We start from the raw sequence: 16,467 nt of genomic DNA, 5'->3' as shown, positions 1-16,467 counted from the left end.
TAAGCTTCAAATACAGTTTTAATGAAATACCTTTTCTTATTTCTATCCGCATTTGCATTCGCACAACAAACCAAATCGGTTGATTTTAAAACGGTTAATGGTCAAATCAATATCAATCCAAATACAAAAAGTGTGACTGGTACCGTCGACTATATATTTGAAGTACTTCAATCCATTGACACTCTAAAAATTGATGCACAAAACATGACCTTTTCAGAAGTGGAACTGAATGAAAAAAAGATTCCATTTGCAACCAATGGAAAAGAGTTATTGTTGATTTACCCGTTCCGAAAAGGAAAAAATCACATCCAGTTTTCATACGAAGCGAAACCCAAGCAAACGATGTATTTTATAGGTTCTGAGGCGACAAACAATTTACAGATTTGGACTCAGGGACAAGGTAAATATACCAGTCATTGGTTCCCTAGTTTTGACGATGTCAATGAGAAAGTGATTTTCAATATGGATATCGTTTTTGATTCTAAATATCAAGTAGTATCAAATGGACTATTAAAAAATAAAGTTGAAAATAATGGAATTACCTATTGGAGTTACCAAATGAAAAAACCAATGAGTTCTTATTTATTAATGGTTGCCATTGGAAAATTTAAAAAAAGTTTAGCAAAATCCAAATCAGGAGTTCCGTTAGAAATGTATATTGATCCAAAAGATGTCAGCAAACAAGAGCCAACCTATCGCTATTCCAAACAACTATTTGATTATTTGGAAAAAGAAATAGGAATGAAGTACCCTTGGAAAATTTACAGACAAATTCCTGTTTCTGAATTTCTGTATGCTGGCATGGAAAACACCAGTACAACACTATTTACAACACGATATGTAGTTGATGCCTTAGGTTTTGAAGATCGAAGTTACACCAATGTCAATGCTCACGAACTGGCTCATCAATGGTTTGGTGATTTGATTACCGCCCAAAGCGGGAAAGACCATTGGCTTCAGGAAGGTTTTGCAACTTATTATGCATTATTGGCTGAAAAGGCAATTTATGGTGAGGATTATTTTTATTCCAAATTATATGAATCGTCAATGCAAATCAAACAAGCTTCCAAAACCGATACTATTCCAGTACTGAATGCAAAAGCCAGTTCTTTATCCTTTTATCAAAAAGGTGCATGGGCGTTGCACGTTTTACGAGAAGGAATAGGGGAGAAAGCCTTCAAAAAAGCGGTGAAGAATTACCTCACGAAATATGCTTTTCAAAACGTAACTACTCAAAATTTCTTCGATGAAATTAAAAAAGTATCCGATTATGATTTAGATAGTTTTAGCAAAATATGGCTGGAAACACCCGGTTTTAACAGTGATATTGCCAATCCTTTATTAGCCAAAAACAAAGCAATGCAAGTCCAACTGGAAATCGCTAAACTCAGAAACAAACCGTTGGCTGAAAAATATACTTTTTTCGAAAAAACATTACAGTCTAATGTGTATTTCACCGTAAAAGAAGCTATTGTTGGCCAACTCCTGAAAGAGAAATTTGAAGACAAAAAACAATTATTGCTATTGGCTTTGCAAACTCAAAACATCCAAGTTCGTCAAGCTGTCGCTAATACTGTACAAAAAATCCCTGAAGAATTCAGATCCGAATACGAAACGTTACTCGATGACAAATCCTATCAAACGCAAGAAATTGCACTGTATTATTTGTGGAATAGCTTTGAAAATAAAAGAACAGTGTATTTGGAAAAATCGAAAGATTGGGTGGGATTTAATGATCATAATCTTCGAATTCTTTGGCTTTCTTTAGCCATAGCAACACCTGAATATGCCAACAATAAAGAAACCTATATTCAAGAATTAGTCAATTATTCTTCGCCTAATTATGAAGCAACAACTCGTCAAAATGCTTTGGAATACTTGATCGATTTCTATGTCATCAATGAGTTGGTATTGAGGAATTTAGTCAATGCCACCACGCATCATATGTGGCAATTTTCTAAATTTGGAAGAGAAAATATTCGTTCTTTATTAAAAAAACCTGAAATAAGAACTGATTTCCAAACGATATTACCCTCTTTAAATGAAAAAGAACAATTTCAATTGGATAGATTACTCAAAGAGTAGATTCAAAGTTTCTGAGAGGTTAAGACTATAAGAATTTTATCTAAAAACTTTAAAAATACTCCGTAACTTAGTATTTCAGCAACTTTTTCAATATGCGAGCATTAGTAATTTCAGGAGGAGGCAGTAAAGGCGCATTTGCAGGTGGTGTCGCCCAGTATTTATTGCAAAATAAAGGCCGTACTTATGATTTATTTTTGGGGACATCTACCGGAAGCTTATTGATTCCGCATTTGGCATTAGGAAATATTGAGAAACTCCATTCCATTTACACGAGCGTCAATATGGATAAGATTTTTGACATCAATCCTTTTGTTGTCAAAAAGAAAAAGGGAATAAATTATGTAACAATCAACCATTTCAACGTCATTCGACAATTTTTGAGAGGAAAGCGAACTTTTGGCGAAAGCAGAAACCTGCAAAAATTTATTAAAGCCAACCTCTCGGTCTCCGAATTCGAATACTTACAATCGTTGCCAACAGATGTGATTGTAACCGTCACCAATATTTCCAAAAATGAGGCAGAGTACAAATCCATAAAAAACTGTACCTATAATGAATTTTGCGACTGGATTTGGATATCGAGTAACTACATTCCTTTCATGAGTTTGGTCAAAAAATCAGGGTGCGAATATGGTGATGGAGGATTTTCAAGTTTGGTTCCGATACGAGAAGCTATTCATCGCGGTGCTACAGAAATTGATGTTATTATCTTGGAAACCGAAATTACATTGACCAAAACCACTTTGGGAAAGAATCCATTTTCACTAATGATTGACTTGTTTTTGTTTTCTTTAGATCAGCTAGGGAAACATGATGTGTCCATAGGAAAATTATCGGCTACAAACCATAATGTAAAACTCAATTTATACTATACACCAACCAAACTTACTAATAACGCTCTCATTTTTAATCAAAAGAAAATGAAAAAATGGTGGCAACTTGGATTTCTATATGCCCAAAACAAAAGTGAAGTGATGAGTGAAATAAGGTAAAAAAGTTTCTAAGAATCTAAGTAACTAATACTTTAATCAAGAGCATAAAAAAAAACTCAGAAACTTAGCCTCTCAGGTTCTTAGCAACTTTAAAAAGAATCTACCACAGCTGGCTAACTTCTTTCTTAATATAGCCCAAAGCTGCATTACTAGGTGTTTGTCTATCCATCAAATCATTCAATAATGCTTCTCTCAATTGATCTGCATTATTAACTACAGGACTCATCGCTGCTTTACGAATCATCTGAATCGTAGCATTTTTGGCAGTGGTGATAATCGTCCAACACTCGTCGGTCATGTATATTTGTTGTGCCAAATTGTGTTCAAATTCTTGATCAATTTGAGCAATGACAAAATTAGCGTAATCATTTTTATCGGTCGAAATAGGAGAAATTCTAGTCAATAAATTAGAAAGACTAATGCGTTCCAAAAACAAAGTCATACGTTCATAGGCCTGTAAACGCAAAGGCATTGAGTTTTTTTGTCCCTCTTTCATCAATAAATAGCGACGTCTTCCTTCTTCATTTTTGGTGTGTAAATTAAAAAAGGAATAGGCAACCATCCCAGTAATAATTGCAGGTAAAGTATAACTTAGTAATTCTAACATTTTTGATAAATCCATTTTGTTTTCGTTTTAAAAAAAGCAAAAATAATCTTTTTGAAACTAAATCAAGGGCTAATTTATCGCAATAATTTAAAGTGGAATAGTATTTTTGCAATCGCTTGAAAAGACGCATTTTCACAAAGTTTAAAACTGTCTTTTTACGTCTTACTAACTTTGAGGTAAAAAAAAAACGAAATTCAAACACATGGAAACCTACATCATAGTATTACTTTGTTTAGCGGCATTTTTTGCGGGATTTATAGATGCTATTGTTGGTGGTGGTGGGCTCATACAAACACCGGTAGGACTGATATTACTTCCTAATCTTCCCGTTTCTACAGTGATAGGATCTTTAAAAATCCCTGCTTTTAGTGGCACTTCTTTTGCCGCCTATCAATATATGAAAAAAGTAGACGTCAATTGGAAAATCCTTGGCACAATGATGCTATTGGCTTTTCCTGCGGCTTTTTTGGGATCAACATTATTGACCTATGTTAGTAATGATTTTATGAAGCCTTTATTATTGGTGGTGCTCTCGCTCTTATTGATTTACACCTATGCGAAGAAAAATTTTGGACAACACCAAGCCAGAAACTTATCCCCAAGAACCCAAATTTTGAATGCCGTGGGAATCAGTTTTGTAGTGGGTTTTTACGACGGATTCATAGGCCCAGGCACAGGAAGCTTCCTTGTCGTTGCCTTCATCGCCATAATGGGATTTGATTTTTTGCATGCCTCCGCGAATGCCAAGATGGTCAATCTCGCCACCAATTTTGGTTCCATTTGTCTATTCATGCTCAAAGGCAAAATCATTTGGGCTATTGCATTACCAATGGCTGCCAGCAACGCAACAGGAGGATGGATAGGTGCTAAACTAGCCATAAACAGAGGAAACAAAATCATAAGAATCTTCTTTTTGGTTGTCGTGATTGGTACACTGCTTCGTTTTGCCTACGATGTTTTTTTTAAATAATCTACTATATTTTTTATTTCATCGGTTTACTCTATTAGGGGAATTATGGACTAGCCTATATTTGAGAAATTATTAAATAAGCAGGCTTAATTAAAAAAAAAACCGAAGTATAAAATCAATCATAAAAGGCAGCTATCTTTCGAATAAACTACTAAAAGTTTATTTAGCTTTTTTTTAATATCAAACAATCAATTTTTTAAAAAAAACTGCAAAAGTAATGCTAATATTACTTATAATTAGTTAAAATTCAGTGTTTTATGGAATTTTTTCACTACTTTTAGTGAACTTAAATCTGATTATTTCTTGAATAGATTTAGCTTTCAAATTTACCATACCTGCATTAATCTTAACATTAAAAATTATTGTTTTGGGAGGAATCTGAAAATCCTTTAAAAGAGTAGGATATCTTTTAATTCAAACAATATGAAAGCAAAAATCTTTACTTTAACAGTTTTGGCAGTGCTCTTTTTATCACAATCGCATGCCCAAAACATTCTGAATGATGGTAGTTTCACTTCAACCACTGTTATTGATTCATACTATGATTCAGCAGGCCCAGATAAAGCTTGGTTTGCCTGGCAAAACTATCAAATAAACAACAGTATAACAATTGAAGATGGTATATGTAACTTTGAGGTGACAAATCTTGGGTACAATACTTCAGATGTACAGCTTATCCAAAAAGGATTTCCTTTAGCATTAGGGCATTCGTACCGACTTTCTTTTGATGTTAAATCGGATGTAGAACATTCCTTTGGTGTTTTTTTAGGTGAAGACGGTGGCTTATGGACGGATTTAATCGGGTATGACAGATACCTGCAATACGCAACAACAACTTGGAAAACCATAACACTCGATTTTGTCGCTACATCCGTTTTTCCAAACCACAAAGTTAGTTTTGAATTAGGTACAATAAATGCCACAACTTCTTTTGATAATATTGTTCTGGAAGACTTGGGGCCTTATATACCTACCATTGGCATTGTTGGTACATTTAATAATTGGGATAATGATATCGATATGCAAACTACCGATGGAATACTCTATAAACTCATCAACTATCCTTTACCGACCGGTGACTTAAAATTCAGACAAGATCATAATTGGTCTTTAAATTGGGGAAGTGCAGATTTCCCGTCAGGTGTTGGATATCAAGACGGTCCAAATATTCCTGCAATTTCGGGCAATTACGATATTACATTTAATAGAACAACAGGAGAATACATATTTACGTGTACAAATAATTGTATTGCTAGTATCGGCATCATTGGTACTGCAGTTCCTCCCAATTATGGTATTGAGCCTGATATTAATATGTATTCCCAAGATGGTAAAATTTATACACTAAAAAACTACACCTTTGTAAATGGAGAGGCTAAATTTAGGCAAAATGACAGTTGGAGTTTAAATTGGGGAAATACGACTTTTCCAACTGGAACTGCGACTTTAAATGGCCCAAACATTCCTATTACTTCAGGTACATACAATGTTGAATTTAATAGTACTACTGGAGATTATAGCTTTACGACTCCGAGCATCGGAATACTTGGTTCTGCCTTAAACGGTTGGGATACAGATGTTGATATGGAAACTACAGACGGAGTAAACTATATTTTGAATGATCATTATTTTATGGATGGCTATATAAAATTCAGAGCGGATAATAGTTGGGAAGTGAACTGGGGAGGTTATAATTTTCCAAAAGGATTTGCCGTAATAAATGGACCTGATATTTATGTTCAGTCTGGAACTTATAAAGTTGCATTTAACAGAATTTCAGGAGAATACAGCTTTACAGCAACAACATGTCCTGAACCTACAATACAATGTCCATGGGGCGCTTTCGCCTACAGTCAGCCTGGAGCGTGTGGAGCAAATGTCTATTATGACCCAGTTGTAGCTGCCCCCAATTGTGGAGGTGAAGGAGTAACCATAAAACAAACGGAAGGATTGCCCAGTGGTTCCTTTTTTCCAATAGGGAATACTTTAAATACCTATCAAATTACAAATGCTGAAGGAAAGACATCCACTTGTAGCTTTTTCGTATTTGTATACGGGGATCCTGATCCACCAATAATATCTGGTATAGCTGATGAACTTCCACCTCTTTGGCCTCCTAATCACAAAATGGTTCCCATTCATCTGGATTACTCTACATCCAATAATTGTGGAGGAACTATTACATCCTATGTCTACGTTTATAGCAATGAGCCTGATAATGGACTTGGTGATGGAGATTTAGCCACAGATTGGGAAATAAAAGATCCTCATAATATACTCCTTAGAGCAGAACGTTCTGGAACAGGAACTGGAAGAATCTACTATATCAATATCGTAAGTTACGATAATGCTTATAATTATTCCTCCAAAGTTGTAACAGTGCAAGTGCCGCATGATAAAGGCAATACAACAACTATTTCCAATCCAATAAATGGTTCTGATATTGCAGCTGACACTTCTGGAAATGAACTACTAACAAAGATATGGCCTAATCCAAGTACCAATAGTTTTAACCTTGATGTTCAATCTGCTTCAAATGAAAATGTTTCCTTTTCAATATTCGATTTCAACGGAAATGTAATTTCAAACCTAAATGGCAGCACAAAAGAAACCACATCATTTGGCAAAGACTTAAAACCTGGTATTTTCTTGGTTCAGGTTAGACAAGGAAATCTCTTTAATACCTTAAAAATAATCAAAAAATAATTTTAAAAAAGTCATATTCTTGAGGCTGTCTAAAAAAAAGTCAGCCTCTTCTGTATTCATTTAATAAACTTTCAAAAACATAAAATCATTTTGACCTATCACTCGGATTTGCTATCAATGTCCAGAAAGAAAAACAAACAACACCAAACTGAAAGTCCTTGTGGGTTCCCATAATTATTTGGAACTCACAAGGACTGATTATTTTTTATAGGTTTCGGAATAATTAGGAACAAATTAAATTCACAAAGAACAGTTTTTCCTCCTTGTTATCCACATATCATTTATTAACGCAATCTACGGTTGTAAATTTATATTTCACTTTTTCAAAATCTATTGGTGTGTCTTTGGCAAAATAAGATCTTCCTAAATAAGTTTCAATTTTTCCACTACCTAAAATGAGTTCGTCACCTTTTTTTAGCATAGCCATTGGATTTTTGAATATTTTTTTATCATTGGTTCCCTGAATAAAGGTGTAGTCTACAAATAATGTATCGCCATGGAATTCACCAGAAATTTTTCCGGTTTTATAAGGCATATCAATAATTTTCATCACCATGTCCCCAGTTACTTTTTTATTTTTTAAAATATTTATTTTCAAATCAATAGTATCATTTTCATACAACGCTTTGTAGCATGTTACACTCATAGGCTTTTCATCCTGAACTGGGGGAGCCGCTACCTCTTTTGGGGTTTCATTTTTTTTACAGCTTTGGAGTCCAATGCAAGCCAATAACAAAAAAAATAGGCCTAATTTTTTCATAATAGTAAATTATTTAGTTAATAATTATAGCAATAGCCATTGCTAATTTACGAATAAATAATGGGTAATAATAGATTCAGTATTTAATATTAGCAGATAAATACGATGTAATTTAATCAAAATATACAAATCAACAATATAATATTAAAAATAGCAGGTGTAAATTTTAATATAAAAGAACCAGCATCAAAAGATGAAGAAAATCGCTATTCCATTGCAAAGCAAAATAGAAAATATCCATTTATTGTAATTATAAGGAAAAGTAAGTAATAATATGAACCAAAACTCATTGATAGTGAATATAGAAGATGAATCAGAATTAAATATAATTTAAGAAAGAATGCTGCTTTTTTTAAATTCATTTTTCTTTTTTTTACTAATTATAGCTTTATTTATATTTTTTAGAATTGTTGTCTAAAAAAATCAAATTGTTGTGACTACATCAACTGCTTGCTACAGCTAAATGGAGATATGGAAAAAATAAAGCATAACGACATTAAAAAAAAACATTAAGTAATATTCTTACTATTTGGTCTCTTTTTTTATTTATGTAATATTTTTGAATTGAGAAAATACAATATTCTTAAAAACAGTTGAAAAAAAATTATATAGTGAATATAGTGTTTTTTATATTGTTGATAATCAAGTTATTTTGCTTTTTTTTGAGTAGTTTTTGCTAACTTTGATAAAAAAGATTTACAACAATTTAATATACTTGTACTATGAAAAAATTAAATGTTATTTGGGTAATGATGATGGTTTGTGTTATAAACATTACTTCTACTTTTGGACAATCTGATTCTAAAAAGAATAAAATTGTTGCGGATTGTAATACAGCAAAGGCTGAGTTTATTAAAACGGATCATCTTATGAGTGGCATTTTTGAAAAAGCATATGGCTATGTTATTTTTCCAAATGTAGGTAAAGGAGGAGTTGGTGTAGGCGGTGCAGCTGGTAATGGCGCCGTGTATGAAAACAACAAATTGATTGGTATGGCAAAGCTATCACAATTGAGTATAGGGTTACAGGCAGGGGGGCAAGCGTATCGCGAGATAATCTTTTTTGAGTCCAAAAAAGCTATGGATCGGTTTAAAGATAGTAAATTCGAGTTTGCAGCTCAGGTTTCGGCAGTAGCTGCAAAGGCCGGTGCTTCTGGAAATGCTAAGTACACAGATGGTGTTATGGTTTTTACCATGCAAAAAGGTGGGCTTATGTATGAGGCCTCTGTTGGCGGCCAGAAGTTTAAGTTTAATAAAATTTAGCGCACTTTTTGCTGTCAATCGAGAACAATTCATGACTAAATTGTGCATTGGTAAAGAAAATCTAGAACACATAAAAACTAAAAGCTATGATCTTAAAAAGTCATAGTTTTTTTTATCTTTAAATTTTGATAGTTCAAAAAAATATTCAAATACAAATTGTTAAAGATTGTATGGCAAAAAATAAAAAAAAGAAACCGAAAATAGTTTTATCGTCTTTTTAACTTCGATACCCGTTATAAAAAGCGTGAAGACTGTGTGCTAATAATTAATTTACTATGCAAAATATCCGGTTTTTAAACCAAAAGGAGGGGAAGCAGCATTGTTGGTTTTGGTATTTATAATTGCAACAATGATAGCGGACATGGGGTAAATTCTACTCTTACTTTGCTTTCTTCAAGGGAAAATGGCATTACCGTGTATAGCGCTTCCACTTTTGAAGAGAAACAATCTTTGCTTACTCAATTAGGAAAACATAAAACGAGCAAAGCTTCCTGTTCGATCCAAAAATTAGAAGATATTGATATTGCAATATTGGGAGAATTAATGCAATAATCAATTGGATGTATTAAGAAATTGCATCTGGATTGATGTTTTTGTCTATTTTAGCAACTTTATTTTTTATTTTAAACAGCATTTAATGCAATATGAAACTACAGTTTTCTAAATATGATTTTCCAGCCAATTCTAAAATAAAAGAAAATTTTGTTTTGGAATTCAATGATGAATTTGTAAAAGATGTAATCGATACTGAGAATTGGTTGCCGTTCTATTTGCCGCAGTGGAGTTCCAAGGAAATGTCGAAACCAAACTACGAAATCAATAATAGGAATTTAGTTTTGCAAATTACCGACGAGCAAAAACCTTGGTGTCCTGAATTTAATGGTGACATCAAATGCTCTTCAATTCAAACGGGTGTTTTTTCCGGAGAGGTTGGAAGTGGCATTGGACAACACAAATTTAATCCAAATTGTGTGGTAAGAGAAAAGCAAACCACCGTCAAGACTTATTTACCCCAATATGGATTTTTTGAAATTAGAGCCAAATCATTAGATACACGGTCGAATGTAGTGGCCTTATGGATGATCGGATTTGAAGACAGTCCAGAAAAATCAGCGGAGATTTGCATTTTTGAAGTCAAAGGATGTAACGTGATGAAAAACAAAGCAAAAATTGGCTATGGAATTCATAAGTTCAATGATCCAAAATTGAAAGAGGATTTTTATGAAGAGGATTTTGACATTGATGTTACCCAATTTCATATTTATGCAGCCGAATGGACTCCCGAGAGAGTGATTTTTTATATTGACAACCAGGAAATTAGAGAGATTAGACAGTCTCCCAATTATCCGATGCAATTTATGCTGGGTGTTTATGAAATTCCAACAGAAATTGATGATAAAAAAGATAAAATCTATCCTAAAAACTTTGTTATCGATTATGTTCGAGGGTATAAACATATCTAGTTATACACTATCTATATTTACCATAAATCAAAATTAATTTTATAAACCAACTTATTGAATATGCAAACAAATTATATTAACTCACTGACACCAATGCGTGGTATTGCAGCCATTTGGGTTATGTTTTTTCACATGGATGTTATTATTTTTTACCGTGAATTTGGCACTCTTATTCCTCATGAAACATCAGGAATCCTTGCTAAAGGGTATTTATGGGTTGATTTTTTCTTTTTGTTGAGTGGTTTTATCATTAGTCATGTGTATGGTGAGACGTTGACCCATCATTTTGGAAAATGGAAAATAATCAAGACTTATTTGTGGGCGAGATTTTGCCGTATTTATCCATTGCATTTTTTTACATTGCTATTGTTAATTCCTTTCGCACTAGTATTTCCTGTGATTTCTGCTGCTGTCGTTGATGGGAGTTGGAAAACATTCATGGCTTGGTCTGCTTTACCCAGCCATCTATTGCTGCTTAATTCTATGAATCAACATGTTTATTTGTCTTGGAATCTAGTGTCTTGGTCAATAGGTGCGGAGTGGTGGACGTATTTTGCCGCTTGTTTTATTATCCCGTTTGTTTTTAATAAAAGCTGGTTTAAGAATGGTATTCTTGCGGTAGTTGCAGTAATTATTTTAAGTTTTATGGTGTATTGGAAAGGGAATTTGGATATTACTTTTGATTATGGCTGGGTGAGATGTGTGGCTGAGTTTAGTTTGGGAACTGTTTTATATCAGATGTATATGAATGGATTGTGGAAAAGTTGGCTTTCAAAAAGTATTTTATTTCTTTTTGCCTTCGCTTTTATAGTGTTAATTTTTCATTTCAGTTGGAATGACCTGTTTATACTTCCAATTTTTTGTCTTTTATTATTGACAACAGCGTACAATAATGGAGCAATAAAAATAATGCTGGAAACAAGCATTTTCAAATACTTGGGAGATATTTCGTATTCCATTTACATGATGCATGGCGTTTGGTTTATGGTGTTTTGGTATTGTTTGCCGTATTTAAGATCGAATTACGGTATTGAAACGCTAACGCTTGGTATGAAAGTGATTTTTGTAACGATGTTCATGAGTTTAACATTGCTTAGCGCTCATTTTACTTATCATTTTATCGAAATCAAATCGAGAAAAATATTGAAGAAAAGAATTAAGTCGAAACAGCGTAACTTGGAAACTACTGTATAGATTTTTTTGAATTAATGGGGAAAGGATTGATCATTAGAAAGTTAATTCTTAAGCAAATAAATTTCTAATTTTTACGGGATGCCGCGTGAGGGGTAGTAGTAAGCTACCGAAGTAGCACGGATGACCCGACCACAATAGGGAAAGGGGCTAATGAAGATATTGCAAAAACAGCCCCTTTTGCTATTGTGGTCACGCCTGGATAATTTACCTTATAGAGTTCAGATGGCAGTTTTGAGATGGCAGAAAACGATTTTTTTTAAAATTCTGGGATAATGTATAGGATTGTAGAATTTGAAGCAGGAGTTTCCTGCTGAAAACTGCAATCTCAAAACTGCCATTTGGAAACTGTTATTTGAATTTCACTAAGACTCGTTTATTCGTTCTTAAATTCTTATTTTTGCATCAAACAGTAGTTATTTCATGCAAAAATATATAGAACAACTTAACGAGGCACAACGCGAACCTGTATTGCAAAAGGATGGTCCTATGATTATTATTGCGGGTGCAGGCTCCGGAAAAACTCGTGTGCTTACCATCAGAATTGCTTATTTGATGCATCAAGGTGTAGATCCATTCAATATTTTGTCGCTTACTTTTACCAATAAGGCGGCGAGAGAGATGAAAAAACGTATCTCGGATATAGTTGGAACTAGTGAGGCTAAGAATCTATGGATGGGAACTTTTCATTCCGTTTTCGCTCGAATTTTACGTTCGGAAGCAGAGCATTTGGGTTATCCTTCAAATTTTACGATTTATGATTCGCAAGATTCTTTGCGCGCCATTTCGGGAATAATAAAGGAAATGCAATTGGATCGTGATGTTTACAAACCGAAACAGGTTTTGAGCCGAATTTCGAACTTTAAAAATAGTTTGATTACGGTAAAAGCCTATTTTAATGATCCTGATTTGCAAGAAGCCGATGCCATGAGCAAAAAGCCTAGAATGGGAGAGATTTATCAGAATTATGTGGATCGCTGTTTTAAATCGGGTGCGATGGATTTTGATGATTTGTTATTAAAAACCAATGAATTACTAACTCGTTTTCCAGAAGTTTTGGCAAAATACCAGAACCGTTTTCGCTATTTATTGGTGGATGAGTACCAGGATACCAACCATTCGCAATATTTGATTGTTCGCGCTTTGTCGGATAAATTTCAAAACATTTGCGTGGTAGGTGATGATGCACAAAGTATCTATGCTTTCCGAGGAGCAAATATCAATAATATCCTGAACTTCCAGAAAGATTATGAAGGTGTAAAAACCTTTAGATTGGAACAAAATTACCGTTCAACCAAAAATATTGTTGAAGCAGCCAATACTATCATTGATAAAAATAAAGTAAAACTGGATAAAGTAGTTTGGACAGCCAATGAATTTGGTCCAAAAATAAAAGTACACCGTAGTATTACTGATAATGAAGAAGGGCGGTTTGTGGCAGCTACTATTTGGGAACAAAAAATGAACCATCAGTTGCACAATGGTGCTTTTGCCATTTTGTACCGTACCAATGCACAGTCAAAAGCCATGGAAGATGCCTTACGAAAAAGAGATATTCCATACCGCATTTATGGAGGTTTATCTTTTTATCAAAGAAAAGAAGTTAAAGATGCGCTGTGTTATTTACGATTGGTCATTAACCCTAAAGACGAAGAAGCTTTGATACGTGTTATCAATTATCCAGCGCGAGGAATTGGAAATACTACTATCGAGAAGCTTACAATTGCAGCCAATCACTATAAGCGTTCGATTTTTGAAGTAATGCAAAACATTGAACGAATTGACCTGAAACTAAACTCGGGAACGAAACAAAAATTATTGGATTTTGTTACTATGATTCAAAGTTTCCAAGTGATTAATGAGAATCAGGATGCTTTTTATGTTGTAGAACATGTAGCCAAAAAAACAGGCTTGATTCAAGAATTAAAAAAAGATGCTACGCCCGAAGGAATGGCTCGAATTGAAAATATTGAACAATTATTGAATGGAGTCAAGGATTTCATCGAAGGTCAAAGAGAAGTTGATGGCGCTCGTGGTGCATTATCAGAATTTATGGAAGATGTTGCTCTTGCCACCGACTTGGATAAAGACACCAGTGATGAGGATCGCGTGGCTTTAATGACGATTCACTTAGCCAAGGGACTTGAGTTTCCTCACGTATTTGTGGTAGGAATGGAGGAGGATTTGTTTCCTAGTGCCATGAGTATGAGTACGAGAAGCGAATTAGAGGAAGAACGTCGATTATTTTACGTAGCTTTAACTCGTGCGGAACATCAAGCCTATTTAACCTATGCACAATCGCGTTACCGTTGGGGAAAATTAACAGATAGTGAGCCTTCTCGTTTTATTGAAGAAATAGACGGACAATATTTGGAATACCTTACGCCAGTCGAAAGTAATTACCGCTATAAACCTATGATTGATAGTGATATTTTTGGCGATGTGGATAAATCCAAATTGCGTTTGGCAAAACCGATAGGAGGAAGCCCTCCAACTCCAGAAGAGCCAGTGAAACCCGATAGCAGCATTAGAAAACTCAAACCAATGACAGGAAGTAATCCTTCGACTGGAAGTGCTAATTTATTTGATAACAAGCTAGTTGCAGGAAATGTGGTAATGCACGAACGCTTTGGAAAAGGACAAGTCATCAACTTAGAAGGTGTTGGTGCCGATAAAAAAGCCGAAATCAAGTTTGAAGTAGGTGGTTTAAAAAAATTGTTACTACGTTTTGCAAAATTAGATATCATAGGTTAAGAAAATATTTCAGGTTTAAAGTTCCATTACGAATGACTTTAAACTTTTAAACTTTTTTGAACTTTTAACAAAAAATCTTATGGCTCAAATTATAAAAATATACGAAGACAAACCCAATGAAGCGGCAATTGCCAAAGTAGTTAAGGTTTTAAAAGACGGAGGTTTGGTTATTTATCCAACCGATACCGTTTATGGTCTGGGTTGCGATATTACCAATTCTCGTGCTCTTGAAAAAATCGCCAAAATAAAAGGAGTAAAATTAGAGAAAGCCAATTTTTCATTTATTTGTCATGATTTGAGTAATTTGTCTGATTATGTCAAACAAATAGATACTTCAACTTTTAAGTTACTTAAAAGAGCCTTACCAGGACCATATACCTTTATTCTTCCAGGAAATAATAATTTACCTAAAGAGTTTAAAAAGAAAACAACCGTTGGTATCCGTGTTCCCGATAATTCGATTGCATTAGAAATTGTTCGTCAATTAGGAAATCCCATAGTTTCGACTTCCATTCGAGATGAAGATGAAGTAATCGAATACACTACCGACCCGGAGCTTATTTTCGAAAAATGGCAAAATCTTGTTGACATGGTAATTGATGGTGGTTATGGAGATAATATCGGGTCAACAATCATCGATTTGTCTGGAGATGAGCCTATTGTGGTAAGAGAGGGTAAAGGAAGTGTCGATATATTATAGTCTCTGAACGTAATAAGGGATACGAATGCTTTCAAAAAAGTTAAAGCATAAAAAAACGCCTCAATACTATCGAGGCGTTCCTTTTATAAAAATAAATTATTTTTGAACCGGTGCTGAAGTAGCTGCTCCTGGTTGCTTTTTCATTTCTTTTTCAACCATGTCATAAAACTGATCTATTTTTGGCATTACATAGATACGAGTTCTTCTGTTTTTAGATTTGTTTTCAGGAGAATCATTTGGTACTAAAGGTACGAACGAACTTCGACCTGCAGCGATTAATTGTTCAGGTTTTACACCTAAATCATTAGATAAAATACGGATAATAGCTGTAGAACGTTTAACACTCAAATCCCAATTATCAATTAAACAAGCATTTCCTTTTAACACATCAGTATCAGTATGACCTTCAACCATACATTCAAAGTCTGGTTTGTCGTTAATTACTTTCGCAACTTTAGTTAAAACTCCTTTTGCTTTGTCGCTTACTTCGTAACTACCGCTTTTGAATAACATTTTATCAGAGATAGAGATAAAAACTACTCCTTTGTCGACATTGATTTCGATGTCTTTATCATCCATTCCTACAACTGATTTCAAACTGGTGACAACTGCAAGGGTAACGCTGTCTTTTTTTGTTAAAGCATCTTGCATTCTGCTAATTTTCAAATCTTTCTCTTTGATAGACTCTAACGCTTTCTCAATATTTTCAGCACCTTTAGTAGATAAAATAGTCATATCTTTTGAAGTACTAATCAAGTGTTGATTAGTTTCTTTCAACCCATCTACTGTTGCTTTTAGACCTGCTTTTTCTTCTAAACAAGAATTTAATTTGACTGTACAAGTATTTAGCAAATCTTGGGTCTCCTTATTTTTAGCTTCCAAAGCAGCATATTCTTTTTTGGATACACAAGAAGTCAAAAGTGCTAAAGCCGATAGCGTAATCATTATTTTTTTCATAAAATGCGAAATTTAATTAA

The 16,467-nt window shown here is 34.0% G+C and carries 13 protein-coding genes; 10 read left to right on the top strand and 3 right to left on the bottom strand.

Going from position 1 to position 16,467, the window contains the following annotated elements; genetic code table 11:
- The first annotated feature begins 21 nt into the window (after positions 1 to 21).
- Positions 22 to 2,085 carry a M1 family metallopeptidase gene (locus KZH69_RS14810; RefSeq protein ID WP_219318256.1) on the top strand — a complete coding sequence of 688 codons (2,064 nt, stop codon included), beginning with the start codon at positions 22 to 24 and terminating at the stop codon, positions 2,083 to 2,085.
- Positions 2,086 to 2,177: 92 nt separating this feature from the next.
- Positions 2,178 to 3,077 carry a patatin-like phospholipase family protein gene (locus KZH69_RS14805; protein WP_219318255.1) on the top strand — a complete coding sequence of 300 codons (900 nt, stop codon included), beginning with the start codon at positions 2,178 to 2,180 and terminating at the stop codon, positions 3,075 to 3,077.
- Between the two features lie 100 nt (positions 3,078 to 3,177).
- Here KZH69_RS14805 and KZH69_RS14800 read toward each other — a convergent pair whose 3' ends face one another.
- Complete coding sequence (locus KZH69_RS14800; RefSeq protein WP_219318254.1) at positions 3,178 to 3,699, bottom strand: DUF7935 family protein; 522 nt, start codon at positions 3,697 to 3,699, stop codon at positions 3,178 to 3,180.
- Positions 3,700 to 3,886: 187 nt separating this feature from the next.
- Here KZH69_RS14800 and KZH69_RS14795 point away from each other — a divergent pair, with 187 nt between their 5' ends.
- Entirely contained in the window at positions 3,887 to 4,654 is a 768-nt protein-coding gene (locus tag KZH69_RS14795; RefSeq protein WP_219318253.1) for a sulfite exporter TauE/SafE family protein, read from the top strand.
- A 423-nt stretch (positions 4,655 to 5,077) separates the two neighbouring features.
- Positions 5,078 to 7,360 carry a T9SS type A sorting domain-containing protein gene (locus KZH69_RS14790; protein ID WP_219318252.1) on the top strand — a complete coding sequence of 761 codons (2,283 nt, stop codon included), beginning with the start codon at positions 5,078 to 5,080 and terminating at the stop codon, positions 7,358 to 7,360.
- A gap of 277 nt (positions 7,361 to 7,637) precedes the next feature.
- Here KZH69_RS14790 and KZH69_RS14785 read toward each other — a convergent pair whose 3' ends face one another.
- Complete coding sequence (locus tag KZH69_RS14785; RefSeq protein ID WP_219318251.1) at positions 7,638 to 8,120, bottom strand: hypothetical protein; 483 nt, start codon at positions 8,118 to 8,120, stop codon at positions 7,638 to 7,640.
- A 722-nt stretch (positions 8,121 to 8,842) separates the two neighbouring features.
- Between KZH69_RS14785 and KZH69_RS14780 the strand changes: the two genes are divergently transcribed.
- The 6 genes from KZH69_RS14780 (at position 8,843) to KZH69_RS14755 (ending at position 15,490) form a co-directional block, all read left to right on the top strand.
- The gene (locus KZH69_RS14780; protein WP_219318250.1) at positions 8,843 to 9,382 is read left to right on the top strand and encodes a lipid-binding SYLF domain-containing protein; all 540 of its coding nucleotides are present in this window, start codon (positions 8,843 to 8,845) and stop codon (positions 9,380 to 9,382) included.
- 384 nt (positions 9,383 to 9,766) lie between these two features.
- On the top strand, positions 9,767 to 9,934 hold the full coding sequence (locus KZH69_RS14775) for a hypothetical protein (protein WP_219318249.1): 168 nt from the start codon (positions 9,767 to 9,769) through the stop codon (positions 9,932 to 9,934).
- A gap of 92 nt (positions 9,935 to 10,026) precedes the next feature.
- Complete coding sequence (locus KZH69_RS14770; RefSeq protein ID WP_219318248.1) at positions 10,027 to 10,845, top strand: glycoside hydrolase family 16 protein; 819 nt, start codon at positions 10,027 to 10,029, stop codon at positions 10,843 to 10,845.
- A 60-nt stretch (positions 10,846 to 10,905) separates the two neighbouring features.
- Positions 10,906 to 12,039 (top strand): acyltransferase family protein, encoded by a 1,134-nt coding sequence (locus KZH69_RS14765; RefSeq protein WP_219318247.1) that lies wholly within the window; start codon positions 10,906 to 10,908, stop codon positions 12,037 to 12,039.
- A 420-nt stretch (positions 12,040 to 12,459) separates the two neighbouring features.
- Positions 12,460 to 14,790 carry an ATP-dependent helicase gene (locus KZH69_RS14760; RefSeq protein ID WP_219318246.1) on the top strand — a complete coding sequence of 777 codons (2,331 nt, stop codon included), beginning with the start codon at positions 12,460 to 12,462 and terminating at the stop codon, positions 14,788 to 14,790.
- A gap of 79 nt (positions 14,791 to 14,869) precedes the next feature.
- Positions 14,870 to 15,490 carry an L-threonylcarbamoyladenylate synthase gene (locus KZH69_RS14755; protein ID WP_219318245.1) on the top strand — a complete coding sequence of 207 codons (621 nt, stop codon included), beginning with the start codon at positions 14,870 to 14,872 and terminating at the stop codon, positions 15,488 to 15,490.
- A 96-nt stretch (positions 15,491 to 15,586) separates the two neighbouring features.
- Here KZH69_RS14755 and KZH69_RS14750 read toward each other — a convergent pair whose 3' ends face one another.
- Positions 15,587 to 16,447 (bottom strand): OmpA/MotB family protein, encoded by an 861-nt coding sequence (locus KZH69_RS14750; protein WP_219318244.1) that lies wholly within the window; start codon positions 16,445 to 16,447, stop codon positions 15,587 to 15,589.
- Positions 16,448 to 16,467: the final 20 nt, after the last annotated feature.

The organism is Flavobacterium taihuense (assembly GCF_019351435.1).
GTDB classification, from domain to species: Bacteria; Bacteroidota; Bacteroidia; order Flavobacteriales; family Flavobacteriaceae; genus Flavobacterium; species Flavobacterium taihuense.
This window is presented reverse-complemented; position numbering and strand designations above follow the sequence as displayed.

Bases quoted from the DNA above. Each gene is read 5' to 3' on its own strand.
- KZH69_RS14810 (WP_219318256.1), top strand. From the start codon at position 22: ATGAAATACCTTTTCTTATTTCTATCCGCATTTGCATTCGCACAACAA.
- KZH69_RS14805 (WP_219318255.1), top strand. From the start codon at position 2,178: ATGCGAGCATTAGTAATTTCAGGAGGAGGCAGTAAAGGCGCATTTGCA.
- KZH69_RS14800 (WP_219318254.1), bottom strand. From the start codon at position 3,699: ATGGATTTATCAAAAATGTTAGAATTACTAAGTTATACTTTACCTGCA.
- KZH69_RS14795 (WP_219318253.1), top strand. From the start codon at position 3,887: ATGGAAACCTACATCATAGTATTACTTTGTTTAGCGGCATTTTTTGCG.
- KZH69_RS14790 (WP_219318252.1), top strand. From the start codon at position 5,078: ATGAAAGCAAAAATCTTTACTTTAACAGTTTTGGCAGTGCTCTTTTTA.
- KZH69_RS14785 (WP_219318251.1), bottom strand. From the start codon at position 8,120: ATGAAAAAATTAGGCCTATTTTTTTTGTTATTGGCTTGCATTGGACTC.
- KZH69_RS14780 (WP_219318250.1), top strand. From the start codon at position 8,843: ATGAAAAAATTAAATGTTATTTGGGTAATGATGATGGTTTGTGTTATA.
- KZH69_RS14770 (WP_219318248.1), top strand. From the start codon at position 10,027: ATGAAACTACAGTTTTCTAAATATGATTTTCCAGCCAATTCTAAAATA.
- KZH69_RS14765 (WP_219318247.1), top strand. From the start codon at position 10,906: ATGCAAACAAATTATATTAACTCACTGACACCAATGCGTGGTATTGCA.
- KZH69_RS14760 (WP_219318246.1), top strand. From the start codon at position 12,460: ATGCAAAAATATATAGAACAACTTAACGAGGCACAACGCGAACCTGTA.
- KZH69_RS14755 (WP_219318245.1), top strand. From the start codon at position 14,870: ATGGCTCAAATTATAAAAATATACGAAGACAAACCCAATGAAGCGGCA.
- KZH69_RS14750 (WP_219318244.1), bottom strand. From the start codon at position 16,447: ATGAAAAAAATAATGATTACGCTATCGGCTTTAGCACTTTTGACTTCT.